The sequence below is a fragment of the Terrabacter tumescens genome (genome assembly GCF_014646815.1).
GTDB classification, from domain to species: domain Bacteria; phylum Actinomycetota; class Actinomycetes; order Actinomycetales; family Dermatophilaceae; genus Terrabacter; species Terrabacter tumescens.
Map to the genome: position 1 here is coordinate 398,945 of NZ_BMNZ01000002.1, position 17,331 is coordinate 416,275.

Annotated in this window: 9 protein-coding genes; 7 read left to right on the forward strand and 2 right to left on the reverse strand. The window is 65.3% G+C overall.

Features of this window, described 5'->3' with window-relative positions; all coding sequences use genetic code 11:
* The first annotated feature begins 762 nt into the window (after positions 1-762).
* Genes IEY30_RS05855 through drmB form a run of 4 tightly spaced genes read left to right on the forward strand, consistent with a single transcriptional unit; the run spans position 763 to position 11,981 of the window.
* On the forward strand, positions 763-5,481 hold the full coding sequence (locus IEY30_RS05855) for a DEAD/DEAH box helicase (RefSeq protein WP_030198227.1): 4,719 nt from the start codon (positions 763-765) through the stop codon (positions 5,479-5,481).
* Positions 5,481-6,995 (forward strand): nuclease-related domain-containing DEAD/DEAH box helicase, encoded by a 1,515-nt coding sequence (locus IEY30_RS05860; RefSeq protein ID WP_268240966.1) that lies wholly within the window; start codon positions 5,481-5,483, stop codon positions 6,993-6,995. Before IEY30_RS05855 ends, IEY30_RS05860 begins: the two co-directional genes overlap by 1 nt.
* Entirely contained in the window at positions 6,992-10,186 is a 3,195-nt protein-coding gene (locus tag IEY30_RS05865) for a helicase-related protein (RefSeq protein WP_030198234.1), read from the forward strand. Before IEY30_RS05860 ends, IEY30_RS05865 begins: the two co-directional genes overlap by 4 nt.
* Positions 10,167-11,981, forward strand: coding sequence for an MrfA Zn-binding domain-containing protein (gene drmB, locus IEY30_RS05870; protein ID WP_030198238.1), 1,815 nt, complete (start codon positions 10,167-10,169; stop codon positions 11,979-11,981). Before IEY30_RS05865 ends, drmB begins: the two co-directional genes overlap by 20 nt.
* An 87-nt stretch (positions 11,982-12,068) precedes the next feature.
* Here drmB and IEY30_RS05875 read toward each other — a convergent pair whose 3' ends face one another.
* Both IEY30_RS05875 and IEY30_RS05880 read right to left on the reverse strand, forming a co-directional pair.
* Positions 12,069-13,403 (reverse strand): hypothetical protein, encoded by a 1,335-nt coding sequence (locus IEY30_RS05875; RefSeq protein WP_229674860.1) that lies wholly within the window; start codon positions 13,401-13,403, stop codon positions 12,069-12,071.
* Between the two features lie 118 nt (positions 13,404-13,521).
* Positions 13,522-14,649: a DNA cytosine methyltransferase gene (locus IEY30_RS05880; RefSeq protein ID WP_081920496.1), complete on the reverse strand. Its 1,128-nt coding sequence runs from the start codon at positions 14,647-14,649 to the stop codon at positions 13,522-13,524.
* Positions 14,650-14,865: 216 nt separating this feature from the next.
* On the opposite strand from IEY30_RS05880, the gene IEY30_RS05885 reads away from it, so the two are divergent.
* From IEY30_RS05885 to IEY30_RS05895, 3 genes are all read left to right on the forward strand, one after another.
* Positions 14,866-15,255: a very short patch repair endonuclease gene (locus tag IEY30_RS05885; protein WP_052358525.1), complete on the forward strand. Its 390-nt coding sequence runs from the start codon at positions 14,866-14,868 to the stop codon at positions 15,253-15,255.
* 598 nt (positions 15,256-15,853) lie between these two features.
* Positions 15,854-16,498, forward strand: coding sequence for a DUF4352 domain-containing protein (locus IEY30_RS05890; protein ID WP_030198252.1), 645 nt, complete (start codon positions 15,854-15,856; stop codon positions 16,496-16,498).
* Between the two features lie 142 nt (positions 16,499-16,640).
* The gene (locus IEY30_RS05895) at positions 16,641-17,231 is read left to right on the forward strand and encodes a PASTA domain-containing protein (protein WP_052358526.1); all 591 of its coding nucleotides are present in this window, start codon (positions 16,641-16,643) and stop codon (positions 17,229-17,231) included.
* Positions 17,232-17,331 lie beyond the last annotated feature (100 nt).

The following is a 17,331-nucleotide window of genomic DNA, read 5'->3' on the forward strand; positions in this document are numbered from 1 at the left end:
GTCAAGGTCGCGATATCGCACTGGCAAAGGCGCTGGCCGACGGAACTTCAGAGGTGCGGGGCGGACCGGCCTGTGTGTCCGGGCTGAGGCGCCGTGTGCCTGGGCCGTGGGTCTGGGGCTCCTGGACCGCCGACGACGGCGCCAGTACCACCTGCTCTTCCTCTACGCATCGCGCGTTCTCGAGGACACGCAGGCTCCTCACTACCGCGGGGCGGTCGGTCACGCGGCGTCGAAGGACCTGGTGTCACGGGACAGCATGGTGGGAACACGACTTTGGTGACCTGGCACGTTCTTCACTGACGGTGCCACGACTCTGGCCCGACAGCAGATGTTTCGTGCAACGGCCATAGGAGCCGAGCAGTTGTCTGTTGCGACTCGGGCGGCACCGCTTTGAGTTCGTCGGTCTCCGTGCCGCGCCTGAGCTTTGGCGACGGGCGACCGAACTGAGGCGGAGCCGAGGTCATCACCCTCTGATCAGTTCGACCTTCTGACGCGGAAGAATTGTCTACCGCGGCAGCCGCCGAAGAGTGCACCTGGTGTTGGCCGCTGCGGCCCCAAGGGGATTCATACGTAAGTGACACTCGTATCGCGGCGAAGAATGCGCCGTGTTGAGACCCATGACGGGGTTGTCACCTATAGCATCCAGGTGCCCGGCTAGAGCCGCCTAGCGACGCAGGTTTCTCCGGAGCTTCAACGCTGTTGAGATTCGTGCCACACCATGGTGCAGTCTTGGGCTGGTCCTGAACTTAAGGAGAATGCGAAGTGACATCCAACCCTGGCCACTGGGAGCCCGACTCCTCGCTCACCCGGGAGTTGGAAGACCAGTTCAGGCGAACAATTGAGTCCTATCGGGCCCAGCCCGCATTGATCACCGAACATGCGAACCACGAGGAGTCGATTCGCACGGGCGGCTACGCCAATCGGACGCTATTGGAGCTCATCCAGAACGCTGCCGATGCCCTGGCCGGTGTGGCTGACGACGGGGGTGAGCGCCCAGGCAGGGTCGAGATAGTGCTCGACCCTGATCGACGCGTTCTCTACTGTGCGAACGCTGGCAGGCCCTTCTCTGCCAGCGGCCTGCAAGCGGTGACCATGGCGTACCTCAGCGGCAAGCGGGGCGACGAGATCGGCCGATTCGGTCTAGGCTTCAAGTCGGTCCTGGCGGTGTCCGAGTCCCCCCACGTTTTCAGTCGCTCAGTGTCCTTCCGATTCAACGCGGACCAGGCGAATGAAGAGCTTAGGAGCGTGAAAAGCGTTCCCAGGTACCCCATCCTTCGAACCGCGACAGCCCTGGGGGCGGCGGAAGAGTTCGAGAAGGATCGGGTTCTCGCTGGCCTTGCTCATTGGGCGACGACGATCGTCAAACTTCCCGATGCGACCAACCTGGAGCGACTGAGACACGAGATCACGTCGTTCAAGTCTGAGTTCCTCTTGTTCGTGGGTGCTGTTCGCGAGGTGAGGATGCGGATTCTGGGGTCAGAACCTTACGAGACGAGCCACGTCTCGCGAGACCTGGGCGACGGCCGCTTCGCGATTGCGCGACCAGATGGTCAGGACGACGAGTGGCTCGTGGCCAGCCGGATGCACGCACCGTCGCCGGAAGCGCGCCACGAGGTCGGGGAAGCAGTCTCGCGCGACAAGATCAAGGTCACGGTGGCGGTTCCTGTGCAACGGAGCCGAATAACCTCTGGAGAGTTCTGGTCGTACTTCCCGCTTCAGGACAAGAGCTCGGTGGGAGCACTGCTCAACGCACCCTGGAGCGTGAACGACGACCGGACCAACCTGCTGGACAATCGCTATAACCAGGAAATCATCCGTACGCTTGCGGACCTCTTTGTTTCGCTGCTCACGCGAGTGCGTTCGGACGACGAGCCGGCGGCCCATCTGGATTACCTGCCGGCCCGAGAGAGGGACCAGGAAAGTCGTGGCTTCGCGAGCGATATCCTGCGCGCCCACATCCTGCGATCTGCTGGCACAGGCCAGTACATCCCTGACGCAGCGGGCGATCTGCGGAACGGCTCTGAGCTGCGTCCACTCGATACGTCGATCCGCTTGGACGCTACGGTGCACCAAGCATGGATCAGATCGCCGAATACGACTAATGACGTGCCACATTGGCACTGCTACAAGACCCCGCAGCGGGCCACGCGTCTTAGAGACCTCTTCGTCGCAGCGCAGGAGATCGAGCTCGACCCCAGCGCTCGCGACGTCCGGGCAGCGCTCGAGCGGATGCCCAAACGCGGCTTGTTGACCTGGCTGCGCGAGTGGGCGGACGGAGACGATCCGCAGTCGGCTGCCAATGCCTTCAGGACCGTGGTGAACAATGCCTCTCTTGAGGACATCTCCTCGGCCAAGGTGATCCCGACTTCGGACGGCATGAGGTCACTCGACGATCGCAGTGTGGTCTTTCTCCACCAGGAAGAGGGCCTGGTCGTCGACGGCGCCGTCTTCGTGAACCCCGACTTTCTGGCAGAGGACCGGGTCGAAGCCTTACTTCGCGACCGTGGCTTCCGGGACCTTGATCCTGAGGCAATCCTCAACGCACGCTTGGCCATGTTGCCGGTGGATCCGACCGATGAGGACCTCGAGACGCTTTGGGACGCAGTGCTCTCTGTCAGCATTCCCGTTGCAGTCAAGACCATGACGAAGTCGACGGCGTCGATCAAAGTACCCACGCGTGACGGTGCCTGGGCGTGGCCCCAGCAAGTCGTCGATCTGGATGTATCGCTACCCGAATTCTTTGGGCGGCTTCTCGACCGCAGCCGTTGCCTGCCGGATGTCGCACACCGGCTGGGGGTCGTCCGAAGTCCGGTGAAGGACTTCTCGGTCGAGGACGAGTGGCACTACACAGACTACGTGCACGCCGTCTTAGGAGACCTGAATGGCCGACGGGGGTCCGGGGAACGTCCGACGGAACGTTTCGAGTTCAACCCAGGAGCAGGTCCTGGGCCGTTCTCTGCCCTGATGATGTTGCGCGACGCAGATGCATCGAAGGAGTTGCGTGCGTCATGGACGACGGCGCTGCTGTCTCTGCCCGACAGCGACTGGGCCGTAGACGATCTCGACACCGGACGGCAATTCGACGTTCAGTCGCCCACCCGGTGGGCCGTGGCGAACGCAGGACTGCTGCCGACCTCGCGCGGGTATCGAGCGCCTGACGCGGTAGTTGCGTCGTCGCTGCTCAAGTTCGGGTCGCTGCTTCCCTTGTACAAGGGGCCGCTTCAGGTCCAACACGCACTTGACCTGCCGGACGAGCTCGACGCCGTGCCACGATGCGTGCTTCGCGAGATGCTCGAGGCGGACATTTTCCCGTCGGTGGAAAACGCCGTGTTGGCGGAGTTCGTTCTCACGGCGACCAGAGTCGGGTTCGACGGCGAAAAGCCGGCGACTATTCCTGCAAGAGTCAAACGAGCGGTTGAGGCGCATCCTCCGTCGGCCGTGTTCCTGGCGTCGACGGAGGACGAGGAGGAGTTACTCCGCAATCGTCAGCGCCCGTATCTCAGAGTGGAACCGTCCCAGGTGGAGGAACTGGTCGAGATCGTCGGCTGCCGTCGCTTCGCCGACAGCTTCTCGTTCGCCATGGTTGTTGAGGGGCAACAAGAGTCCCAGCGGATTCTCGATGTCTACACGGGCCTTCGGACGTTCTACGGTGCTGCGCTCGGTTCGGCGAAGATCACGCGGGCGCTGCTCATAGCGAAGCGCGTTGTGACGGAGGATGGTGTCGAGGACCAGCCGCTCGATTGGCATCTAGACGGCCAGGACCTAATCGTCGGAAGTGACGCCGATGAGCGCCGTGCATTGGAGTTCGTCAACGAAGCGTTCGGCCTCGGGTTGGACAACGCACGTCTGTCGTCGGTGCTCAGGGCGGGCCTTGATCACAAGCTCGAGTTGCTTCGTCAGCAAGCACAGTCCATCGAAAGCGATGCGGACCGTTTGGACCTCTACATCGGTCCGGACGATCTCAAGGAGGCGCTGCCTACCGGCCTTTGGAGCGCGCTCGAAGGCCAGGGGTTGGTTGACCACCACACCTCGGTGGCTGAGTTGTTCTTGGTTGTCTACGGCTCCGACTCATTGCGCATGCTCGAGAGCCTCTTTCGTGAGGCCGGGTTCACAGACGTGCCGGAGCGGTGGGCGGGCCTTCCCGCGGCCATCTCCTGGGTTCGAAAAATGGGCTTCGGCACCGAGTATGCCGGCCAGCGCAATCAGCCTCGCCCGGAGGAATTCGTCGTCGCGGGGGCGGTTCGGCTCAACAAGCTGCACAGCTACCAGAAGAGAATCAGCGAAGACCTGCGGACGGTTCTCACGCAGCCGTCGGCCAACGGTCCTGCGCAGAAGGGCATGGTTGAGCTCCCGACGGGCGCGGGCAAGACGCGAGTCGCGACCGAGACCGTTCTGAGGCTGTTCATGGACGAGGTCCTCTCCGGCGTTGTCCTCTGGATCGCGCAGTCGGCTGAGCTGTGCGAGCAGGCCGTGCAGACCTTCCAGACAGTTTGGCGGTATCTCGGCGACGAACGTCCGCTGACCATCGGTCGTCTGTGGGACACCAACACCGTGCACGAGCCCGACACCGAACTTGCAGTCGTCGTCGCGACCGACGCGAAGATCCGTTCGATAAAGGATCGACCCGAGTACGGCTGGCTCAGCACTCCTCAAGCCGTGTTCATCGATGAGGCGCACCGAGCGGGCGGCTCAGCCCAATACACGTCCATCTTGCGCTGGCTGGGTGTCGACGGCCGTAGTTGGGAACGCCCGCTCGTGGGCCTGTCGGCGACTCCCTTCAAGGGTCGGGCGGGGGAGCACAGCGGAACGGAGGAGTTGGCGAGGCGATTCGGCAAGAACCGGCTGGCACTGCCGGGCGAAGATCCCTACAAGCAACTGGTCGAGCTCGGGGTGCTCGCGAGGGTGAAGCACGAGGTGCTGCCCTCGGGAGTCGAGATCGACCTCACGGGGCGGGAGCGCACAGCGCTGCAGTCGAACAAGCTGATCGACCGCAACGTGTACGAGCGCATCGGACGGAACGAGCAGCGCATGCGTGTCCTCATCGGCCACATTCTGCAGACCCTCGAGAAGCACCCCGACTGGCCCATCCTGGTCTTCACACCGAGTGTGCTTTCAGCGCAGGTGCTCGCCGCGTCACTGCGGTACCGGAAGGTCGCAGCGGAATCGGTGAGCGGACAAACGGGCCGGCAGCAGCGTCGCAAGGTGATACACGAATTCCAGGAAGGCAAGGTTCAGGTTCTCGCCAATTGCGACCTCCTCGTTCAAGGATTCGATGCCCCGGGTGTCAGGGCTCTTTACATCGCTCGTCCGACATTCAGCCCCGGCGCCTACATTCAGATGGCAGGCCGCGGACTACGTGGCAGCGAGAACGGAGGAAAGGATGAGTGCCTCATCGTTGACATGGCCGACAACTGGGGCGCTCTGAACGGCTCGCTGGGCTACCGTGAGTACGAGGAGCTATGGACGGAGCAGGGCGAATGATGCTTGTCCCGTCCCTGGCGGACATCGAGGCGACAGCGCGCAGCGGGGCCGAGCGACGGGTAGCGAGGCTGCTCCGAGACGTGGAAGGCGATCCCGATGCCGTCGCCTTCTACTCGGTCGGACTCCGCTCGCACGGGTACAAGCAACAGGCCGAGGCCGATTTCGTCATTCTCTGGCGCGGCAAGGTGATCGTCGTCGAGGTCAAGGGTGGCGGCGTGCGCAAGCACGACGGAATTTGGTACACCATCGACCGCCGGTCGGACTGGCACAAGCTGCAGTCCTCGCCGATGGAGCAGGCACGATCTGCAGCGTTCGCGCTGAGAGACATTCTCAGACAGCAGGGGGTCGGCTGGTACTGGCACGAGGCGGTGGTCGTTACCCCTGACATCGACGCGCCACCCGGCGCCGTCGACTGGAAGCCGTCACATTGGCTGGCGCGTGATGCGATGACGGCTGGCGCACTCCCAGCGTGCCTGGACGCAGTGGTCTCCGATGCGCGCCCAGCACCGGCTTCGGAGAAGATCGCGGGCCTCCGCGACCTGCGTACCCGCCTCTTCGGGGAGTTCACCCGGATGCCGGTCATCGACGCACAACGGGGCGCGGTGATTGAGGAACAGAACCGGGCAACGGCCGGTCAGGCACGTGTGCTGGCCGCGCTCGCTCGCAACGAGCGGGTGCTCGTCGTCGGTGGGGCCGGGACCGGAAAGTCGTTGGTACTCGTCGAGGCGGCCAAGCAGGAGGCGGAGCGCGGACGGTCGGTCCTGGTCACCTTCCGCTCACCCTCTCTGTCACAGTACTTCACTCCACACCTCGACAACCACGCCGTGGACGTGGTCCCTTTCGACGACTTGGACGCGTCACAGGCGTATGACGTCGTCCTCGTCGACGAGGCTCAGGACATGATGTCGGCCGACGCCATGGACAGACTCGACACCGTCATCGCGCGGGGCAGAGCGGCCGGCCGCTGGCGGATGTTCCTGGACCCGAACAACCAGGCGCACGTCGACGGCCGGTTCGACAGTGACGTGGCGGAACTCGTCGCGCAGGAGGCGATCACCGTCGACCTGTCCCTGAACGTGAGGAACACGCGGGCGATCGTGCACGTCGTCCAGGAGTATCTGGGCGCCGACGTCGGTGATCCCGGGGTCGTCAGTGGCGAGCGCGTGCAATGGCACACGACCGAGAGCGCCGTCGACCTGAATGACGGTCTGAAGGTCGCGGCGGATCTTGTCGCGGAGGGGGCGCGGGGAGCTGACGTCTGGGTGATCGATCCTCGATCCGTTGCCCCGAGAACCACGGTCAACGACGTCGTCGTCATCAGCCCTCGCTTCGCGAAGGGGCTTGAAGCCGAGCACGTCGTCGTCTGTGGCCTACCCGACGAGCTCGACTCTTCAGGGCTGGCGGCCTTCTACGTAGCGGTGACGCGCGCACGCGTGTCCCTGCACATCGTGCTCTCCCGGGACGACAGGCGCCGGCTGCAGCGCGTCGTCCGACGACGAACGGCTGAAGGATGACGCTCACACCCGCCCAGAAGCTGGTTCTCCAGCACCTGCAATCCGCCTACATCGGACCGGAGAGCGGCGAGACGGAGGTGATTCACAACCCGCCGAACAGGCAGTACGCAGTGGGGATGCTGTTCCCGCGGGACGCTGCGCCCGGTCTCGACGACGGCCGAGCCGATCCCGAGGGTGGTGAGGCGGACGTCGACGGGATGACGGGGTTCGACGGTGACGTCGAGGAGAACGGAGCAGTCGTTCCCATCGCCGAGGACTGGCGACCGTCGTCCGTTGCGATCTCCTTCATCACCGACGCCGAGGCAGTCTTCTCTGACGTCGCCGGCGCGACGTACACCGCTGTCGAGGGTGACGGCCCGCCGAGCTGGCGTCGCGTACCGTTCGCCATCAGTGCGCTTCGACTGAGTCAGGATCAGCGGATCCAGGAACACACCGTGGGCGAGGTGCCGATCGAGATCGGTTCCCGCTGGCGCACCCTGGGTGACGCCTATCTTGTGACCGTTCACCTGCGCGTGCTGCGTGCTTCCAGCGGCGACGACCGCCTTGACGCGACGAACATGCTCTATCAGGTGTCCCTCGCAGTGTCTCCTGACTCGGCTGGGACCATCCGTGAGTACGACACCCGTCGTCAGTTCGCTGTCGACGACGAATCCGCAGAACTACGCCTGCGGTTCAGGAACAAGAAGGTGTATGCCGTCGGCCACGGGATGGCTGCCGACTGGACGGTTGTCGGTGGTGCCTGCACACAGGTGCGCCTTGAGTCGGTCCCCTACTTCGTCGTTCCGGACGTGGAGACCAAAGGGTTCCCCCACTCGACGATGGAAGCTGATGCGCTGCGCCTGGAACATCTTGCTTCACTCGACTCGAATACCCACCCGGTGCTCACATCGCTCAACGCGTTCGTTAAGGCGTTCGGCACGTGGGTCGGTGAGCAGAAGGAGCGGATCGCCGAATTCGGGTCGGACGCTGCCGTGGCGGCGCGGATTGTCGAGCGCTCCGACGTCGCCCTGTCACGTATGACGCGCTCGGTGGAACTACTCGCCGACGAGCGGAACAGCGAGCTCCGGCTCGCGTTCTCGCTCGCGATGTCCGCGATGCGCTTGCAGATGCGCCAGGCATCGATCAACCGTGACGGCTCGGACCCCGAGCCGCGCTGGCGTCCCTTCCAGCTCGGTTTCCTTCTGGTCGCGCTCTCATCGACCGTTGACGAAACGCATGATGATCGAGGGCTTGTCGACCTCATCTGGTTCCCGACGGGAGGCGGCAAGACCGAGGCGTATCTGGGCCTCGCAGCGATCGAGATCTTCCGGAGACGACTGCACGACGGGCCGGCCGGTGGGGGAACCGCGGTGCTCACGCGGTACACGCTCCGCCTTCTCACGTCCCAGCAGTTCCAGCGTGCCGCCTCCCTCGTCTGCGCAATGGAGTTGCTACGGCGTGCAGACCGGATCGCGGACTCACGGGCCGAAGGCATGGCACCTTTCTCGATCGGCCTGTGGGTCGGCAACGAGGTGACCCCGGGCACACGACGCGATGCCAAGGTGGCCCTGGAACGACTGCACAGGGCGGCTCGTCCTGACGAGGCGAACCAGTTCCAAGTCGAGAGCTGCCCGTGGTGCGCTACGTCGCTCCTGCCAGGCATCCGCTCGTCGAGCACGGACGAGTACGGCATCCGTATGGTCGGACACGACATCGTCATTCACTGCGTGAATCCGTCGTGCGAGTTCTTCGATGAGATTCCTGTCCGCGTCGTGGACGAGATGTTGTACGAAAGCCCGCCCACAATCCTCCTCGCGACCGTCGACAAGTTCGCGCGTCTGCAATTCCGGCCGGATGCGGGTCGCCTGCTCGGTCTCAACACGCCGTTCAGGCAGCCGTCGATGATCATTCAGGACGAGCTCCATCTGCTCTCGGGGCCTCTCGGGACGACGGTCGCGGCTTTCGACGCCGTCGTACAGATGCTGCTGTCCGCGGGAGGCTCGGCACCCAAGATCGTCGCCTCCACCGCGACCATCCGGGCGTCGGACGAGCAGGTCAAGGGGCTGTACGGCAGGCCGGTCGCCCTCTATCCGCCCTCGGGTCTGGACGACGACGAGACGTTCTTCTCCCGTCCTGTCCCCAGTGGTGAAGGACGCCTCTATCTGGGGCTGATGCCTCAAGCCCTGTCCCAGATGTCAGCAACGGTGTCCGCGTCAGCGCCCCTGATCGAGATACCGCAGGTCCTCGCGGGCCGTCTGGGCCCAAGCGCAGGTCTCGATGCGTACTGGACAGCAGTCATGTACCACAACAGCCTGCGCGAACTCGGGAGGACGGGCACGCTCGTCGTCGACGACGTCAACGGGCGCCTCGAGCCTCGAGCCGAACGTTCGGGTTTGGAGCTCCGTACCGTACGCGCGGGACGTGTGCTCGAGCTCACGAGCAGGCGCGGGCCGGAGGAATTACCGAACGACCTGCGCGAACTTCGCCGAAGCGCGGACGAGTCGGATCAAGCCGTCGACGTCGTCCTTTCGTCGAACATGCTCTCGGTCGGGATCGACATCCCGCGGCTGGCGCTGATGCTGATGGTGGGACAGCCCAAGACGACATCGGAATACATCCAGGCGACGAGCCGGGTCGGACGAGGCGCAGTTCGAGGTGTCGTTGTCACCCTGTTCCGCTCCAATCGAGCGCGCGATCGCTCCCACTTCGAGACGTTCCGCTCCTACCATGAGGCGCTGTACCGAAGTGTGGAGCCGACCAGCGTGACTCCATGGTCGCTCGCGTCACGAGACCGGTCTCTCGCGGGCGCTCTGGTCGCGCTGGTGCGTCATCTGGGGCCCGGTTTGGCCGCGAACGACCGTGCCAAGGATCTGGATCTCGACTCGCCGGCGCAGTTCGCATCCATCCAGGGCCTGGTGGAGGGGTTCCTCGACCTGGTGGCAAAGGCCGACCCGGCCGAGGCGTCGGACACTCGGGAACGGGTCAACGCCCTGCTGAGCCAGTGGGACCGCCGGGCCCAGGACGCCCGAACCTCAGGGCAGGGCCTGCTTTACGACAGAACACGAACTGAGGACGACGCGTTGTTGAAGAGGTTCGGGCAACCGGGCGTTGGTTGGCTCGTTGCCGACTCCATGCGTTCGGTCGAGCCGAACGTGGCCGTGGATGTCCGCGAACCATTCGAGGAGGGGTCCCGTGCAGCGGATCAGACATGACTTGCGACTCTCGGAGACCGTCACACCCTTCGGCGTGGGTGCCGTGGTGGACATCCGTGGCGAGTCGCTGATCGCCCCCGACACCTCCTGGTGGGACAAAAGGTTTGCGCCGGAGGTTCACTGCGAGAGGCTGGTCGAGCGGCTCGGTCCGTGCGTGTTACGCGAAGCGCCGACTCACTCAGGTCGCGCCGGCAAGGACACCGCGGGCCTCCTCTATTGGCGCTTTCCCACCTGGCGGTTCTGCGAGCGTTGTTCCGCGCTGTCCCAGCGCTCCGGCAAGGACAGGGGGAAGTGGACCAACAAGTGTGAGTGCGGGGGAATGCTCATCCCCATGCGGTACGTGGCAGTCTGCGAGAAAGGTAGCCACCTCCAGGACGTCCCGTGGTTCATGTGGGCACACCGTGGACACGACGCCGGCGTCACCGAAGCAGTGCGTTTCTGCCGGGCGTACAAGGAACTTCGCTTCGTCCGCGCATCGAAAGCCGGGGAAGGCCTGCGGTCGCTTCGTGTGGAGTGCGGTGGGTGCAGGCGATCCCGTCCGTTGTCCGAACTGGTCATGAAGGAAGCGCTGACCCGCGACGGCATCAAGTGTCGGGGAGTTCAACCCTGGCAAGAGCCGCTCCCGGGCAACATCTGCGAGCACCACCTCGTCGGCGTGCAGCGCGGCGCAACCGGGAACTACATCGCGGAGAGGATCTCTGCGCTCGACATACCTGAGGAAAAGCCGATGGCTGTGGCGCTCGCTGACGCGGTGCGGGCACACAGCGACTTCAGTCGAGTGGTCGCCGACAACGGGGGTCCGAAGGCCGAGATGATCGCCGGGTGGATTGCGGACGAGCTCGGAGCGTCCGTCGACTACGTCCTGAGTCTGGCGGCTTCCGTGGACGAGCAGTCGCACGACGACGTGCTGGCCGATCTCAAGGACGGTGAGTGGGCGGCTTTCCAGAGCAAGCTCAAGGAGCCCGGTCGAGACCTGAGCGAGGGCGACTTCGTCGTGGATGCGTGGTCGACGGCCGAGCAGCCTCATGTGCCGGCGACCTTGGCGGCACGGCTGACCGCGGTGGGACAGGTGAGAAGGGTTCGGGAAGTGCGAGCGCTGAAGGGTTTTCGCCGGTACTCCGCCGACGCGGACCTGATCCCCGCCGACCTCTCGATCGAAGGCAGACGCAAGCCGACGTTTCCGGCGATCGAAATGTTCGGGGAGGGGATCTTCCTCCAGTTCGACGAACAGTTCCTCGAGAGTTGGGAGCAACACGTCGAAGTCCGCAGGCGTGCCGGGATCCTGGTACAACGTCGGACGGAGACGCCGTGGGGAGATCGACTCGATGTACCGGAGGCGCGCTACGTGGCGTTGCACACCATTGCTCACCTGCTGATTCGGCGTCTGGCGTACGCCTCGGGCTACTCGTCGGCATCGCTTCAGGAGCGAATCTATGCGCGCACCGACCGTTCCGATCCCACAGCGGGGATCCTGGTGTACACCGCCGCAGGAGACGCGCAAGGCACCTTGGGAGGGCTGGTCCGGCTGGGAGATCCGGAGCGGCTCGTCCCGCTAGTGCTGGCCGCGCTCGACGACGCCGACGTCTGCTCCAACGATCCGGTCTGCATCGAGAGTGACCGGCAAGGCGCCTCGAGCCTGAACCTGTCGGCGTGCCACGGCTGTTCTCTCGTGAGTGAGACGTCGTGCGAGACGGCCAACCGGCTACTGGACCGTCAGCTGGTTCTCGGCGGGCGAGACGTGCCGGGGCTGCTCGAAGGGGTCCTCACCGAGATCAGAGGCGGCACGTCTTGCTGAACCGTTCGCCCGCCACGCCACTTACGAGAGATGGGCCAGGCGAGCGGCGGCGTCAGGCGAAGGCCACGTTCTCGGGCCGCCGTTCCGTCACGAGGTGCGGTCCTCCCGTGCGGTTGACTGCAGCAGTTCATCGAGGACGCCGCCGTGATCGGCTTCCGCGATCCGGCGCACCGTCGAGGCGAGCGTTCTCCCTGAGATGAGCACCATCGGGTACTGGCCGTCGATCATCTCTGCGTGCGCTTGCCGGGAGAAGGTCCCGGCCGTCACAAAGACGCCGATCCAGCCCGGTCGCAGTCGCGCCGCCACGCGCGCGAGTTGATCGGGTGAAATGGACGAGCCCGGGTGAACGCCTCCGGCGCGTCCCAAGACAATAAGAGGCGTGCTGGCGCCCTCGGGGCCGATGTCCAGGCGACCGGTGAAGCTGACGCCACTGTCTCCCGGGAATTGACAGAGCCAGCCTTCCGTGTACCGCGCTCCCGACTGGCGAAGCGCTTCAGAAGCAACCTGGGAGGCCAGGGACGCGAACGCTTCCTCGCGGGAGTCGTAGAACGACGATATGCGGCCAAGAATGTCGGCCTCGGGTGAGCACGGGTGTGGCTGCTGATCCTGTGTCTCTCGGACCGTGGTCGCCAGTGCCTCACGGCGTACGGCCGGAACGGCGCGATGACCCTCGCGCGTCCATCGGGCCCAGGACGGAGGTGCGAACCGGAGAGACTCGAGAGCGGACAACCGAGGATTCCTCCGGTCGTCGATCCAGCGCAGGTCGATGCCGTCGGTTTCAGCGTCCGTGACAACGGCGAGATCGAAGCGCACATTGGGAAAGCTCAGCCCCGTCAGGGGGTCGCGCTGTACGACGTACTCGGTCTTCTCGATGATGGCGGCGCCACAGAACTCGACGTGACCCTTGTGGACGGCCTGGCCGTCGCGATGGACGGTGATCCCCCTGAAGACGAGCAGCGGCGGCGCCAGCAGTCGCTCGTCGACCGTGGTCCCTGAGTGCAAACGGGCGGCTTCCAACAGGATGCGGTTACCTTTGGTCGCACCCGGGAGCCCCGGTGCCCCGGGCTTGTGGTCCCCGAAATACCTGATGTGGCCGTGCACCAGATCGAACTCGTCATGCCACGGAGTGCCCTCCTGGCCCGCTTTCCAGGGGCTGGACCTGATCGCGATGACAGGGCGGCGGACCGCATCCGGGCCCTCCACTTCCGCAGTGGCGTTGATGCCGGCCTCCAACATGACACGTGGGAGGCCGAGCGGGGCCGGGCTGAGCATCCAGTGGCAGTTGACGAAGCCGTCTACCCTCGGGTCGCTCTGATTAGCGCGTTTGGAGTAGCGCAGGGTGTCTCGCATGACAAGATGCCGCGGCGTCTCGACGACGATCTCGACGCGAGGGTGGACAAAGTCCGCCTTGGGCTCGTCCACGTGCGCTCCTGTCGACCGTTTTCAAAGCCTCCTCACCCAGATTGCTGGCCCTGGCTCAGGAGTCGTCCGAAAGCGACTGTAGCCGCGGCTGCGGCGTGCCTTGCCGGGAGAGCTGCGATTAGTTCAGCTTTTGGGCGAGATGGGCGCCTAGTGCGGCCCCGAGGGGAATCGGCACGGCGTTACCGATCTGTCGGGCGATGGAGGTCTTGGACCCCACGAATCGGAAATCATCGGGGAAACCTTGCAGTCGTGCCGCTTCGAAATGGGTGATAGCTCGGTGCTGTGTCGGGTGCAGGTAGCGGCCCTTCTCAGGCTTGAAGAACTCGGTGCGAATCGTCACCGACGGCTTCTCCCACACCAGGCGCCCCATGACGTCACCGGAGCCGGTGGTGTGTTTCTTCCAGCACGGCGTCTTGAGGCCTTCTGGGAGGTCGAAGCGGCCACCGCCGTACGGAATGGATCGGAATCGCTCAAGTGAGGTGTCGGCGTAGTGTCGGCCGATGTGCAGCTCGGAACTCTTGAAAGACCCCTTCAGTAAGCGGCTTCGGAATTCCAGCTGCCGTGGAGGCAGCTCTCGCTGACCGGTGAACGGCGTGATTCCCTCGAACGCATCGCGAACGGTCCGATAGCCTTCTGCAACGCTGGACTGAGGGAAATCGGGAGCGTCGAGATCCTTGTGCGCACCCATGACCACGACGCGCTTGCGCACTTGGGCCGCGCCGAATTCGGCCGAGTTCAGCACCTGCGGGAGGAAGCGGTAGTCGCTGAGCGGGCCCGACTCATCGAAGGACGCCGCGAAGATGTCGAACTGTGGCGACTTGAGGAAGGCCGGGACGTTTTCCATGAGGAACATCTGCGGCTTCGCCCGCCTGATCGTCTCCACGTAGTGGCGCCAGAGAGTGTTGCGCTCGTCGTTCGCGTCCTGTTTGCCAAGGGGAGAAAAACCTTGGCACGGCGGGCCGCCGACCACGATGTCGACGTCCGGAACGTCCTCCTCGTGCAGCCACTGCTCGATGCCTCCGGCGTACACCACGTCGGTGAAATTCTCGGCGTAGCTGGCGGCGGCCTCCACATCCATTTCCACGGCGCGTACGGTGCGGAAGCGGCTGCTGCCTTCGTGGAGTCCCGCCGTCAGGCCGCCGGCTCCTGCGAACAGGTCCAGCACGGTCAATTCTCGGTACGGCCGGGCGTCGGAGGCTTCCGACGATGGCGACGAGCCGTGGCGGGGCGAGGTCGTCGGGAGCATGAAAGGGACTGTAGCGGCATCCCCGGACAGGCCGTGGGACGTGACACCGAGCGCCGGCATGGGGTCCGTGGTTCGGGCACGGCCGACTCCGAGTTCATGATCGGGGTGCAGATCGGATGCCCGGTGCGCGGTCGCGCGCAGTCACCTGCGGACGGGTGCCACTATTGGGTCGTGGGTCTCATCGGACTGTCGACAACGCCGCAGGTCAGTGCCCGCATGAGTCGTCAGCGTCGACGCGACACGGCGCCGGAGCTCGCCCTGCGCAAGGTGCTCCATGCCCGTGGCCGGCGTTTCAGGGTCGACTGCCTCGTACCGGGACTGCCGAGACGTCGAGTGGACGTGCTTTTCACCCGAGCAAAGGTGGCGGTGTTCGTGGACGGCTGCTTCTGGCACATGTGCCCGGAGCACTCGTCCCTGCCCGCGAGCAACAGCGAGTGGTGGGCCTCCAAACTGCGGATGAACCAAGAACGCGACGTGCAGACGACCAGTCGTCTCGAGCAGCTCGGTTGGACGGTGGTGCGCGTCTGGGAGCACGTTTCTGCCGAGGAGGCCGCGGATTGTGTGGACGTCGCACTGGGCTTTCTCAGGGCCCAGTCGTCGGGATGAGCGAGCACTGGCACAGGTCTCATTCCGCGAATTGCATCAACCGTCGATTTGGCCAGCTTGTAGGCGTCCACGAGGGGGCGGCAGATCACGACCGATATGAGACCGATGAGGGCCGCCGTCGGGCCGATCTGGACGAGGGCGGCGGCACACCCGATGAGCGTCAGCACCACCGGCCACCGCTGCCGCCAGGCCACGGCGACCATGAGCGCCATCCCCAGCAGCGCGATGAACGTGCCGACACCGCTCGCAGTGTCGGACATCGCCACCGGCAGCCCCCAGGCAGCCCGGCGACGACCGTCGAAGCCGCCCGACGCATAGACCGCGTCCACGAGAAGAAGTGAGCCGAGTCCGACCGTGCGCAGCCGGCGCAGCCAGAGGTCGCGGCGCGAGAGGTCACGCACCCACGGGGGCAGGCTGGACGGCATCCCCCGAAAGGTAGGGCACGGCGCCGACCACGGCCTCCACCGACCGGGCAGTTCGCCCGTCACGATCTCATCCTTTCGGGCAGCCCGCTCGGTCCACTCGGCCGAGGCGGCAGCCGGCGTGCACGCGAGACGGTCTCCCCGGCATACAGCACACCGATCCAGGGAGACCCGCCATGAGCACCAACCAGCCGCACGACCCGACCACCTGGCAGCCGCCGATGGTGCCCGCGCCGCCCGTCCCGGCACCGCCGCGCAAGAGCTGGTTCGCCCGGCACAAGATCATCACGGGGCTGCTCGCCCTCGTCCTCCTCGGCATCGTCGTCAGTGTCGTCAACGGGGGAGGCGCGGGCTCGCCCACGACCACCTCGTCCGGAGCCGCCGGGGGACAGGGCGGCGACGCGCCCGCCGAGGACGCACCCGCCAGTGCGAAGGTCGGCCAGAAGGTCCGCGACGGCCAGTTCGAGTTCACCGTCACCAAGGTGCAGAAGGGCGTGAAGTCGGTCGGTGACCAGTACCTCAACGAGAAGGCGCAGGGCCAGTTCGTCCTTGTCAGCGTCACGGTCAGCAACATCGGCGACTCCGCGCAGACGCTCTCGGACTCCTCGCAGAAGGTGCGCGACGCGAAGGGGCGCGAGTTCTCCAGCGACACGGCGGCCGCGATCTACGTCAAGGACAACAAGGTCTTCCTCGAGGGGATCAACCCCGGCAACACGGTCAAGGGCACCCTCGTCTTCGACATGCCCAAGGGCACCGAGCCGGCCAGCATCGAGCTGCACGACTCGCCCTTCTCCGACGGCGTCACCGTCCAGCTGCGCTGAGCTGGCGTATGCCGTGTGGTGGGCGCCGCGTGGTGAGGGGGCGCGGCGCCCGCCATGGCACGGCAGTTTCGCCAAAACAGGTCCAGCGGTCCCCCTTGACGTCCAAGATGAGCCTTTTGCGACAATGAGAAAGCGATTCCACGTGAACGACCAAGGCCAACCCACACCCGCCCCGACCGAGCCGACCATCCAGCTGCCGCCGCCGGCACTCGGTCAGCCCCACGCGTGGGCCGCTCGGGCACAGCAGCCCCAGCCGCAGAAGCGCAGCAGGAAGCACCTGATCGGCTACCCCGTGACGGCCCTCCTGGCTCTGGGCATCGGAGCAGCAGGAGGCGGCAACGCAGACGCCACCGCCCCGGCTGCGGCGTCGCCGACCGTGGTGGTCACGCAGACGGCTCCCGCGCCGGCACCGGCGACCGTGACGCAGACAGTTCGGGCCACGGTGACCGTGGCTGCTCCCGTGGCCGCAGCAGACGCTGGCGCCAAGGCTGTCGCGAAGCCGGCAAGCAAGATCACCGTGCCGGACGGGGTCGGCCTGAACTACCAGGACGCGCAGGACCTCTGGAGGGCGGCGGGACTGGTCGTCGCGCCGGCCGAGGACGCAACGGGCGCCAACCGGCTGCCTGTCCTCGACTCGAACTGGGTCGTGCTGGCCCAGGATCTGAAGGCCGGAAGCAAGGTGCCGGCGGATTCCATGATCACCGCCACCGTCAAGAAGTACACGGACGGCTGACGTCGGGCCCGGGGTCTTTCGTCTGAGACCGCGACCCGCGCGATCGAGTCGCGGTGTTGCATGGTCCGGCCCGGTGCGCAACACCCGCATCCTCCAGGTG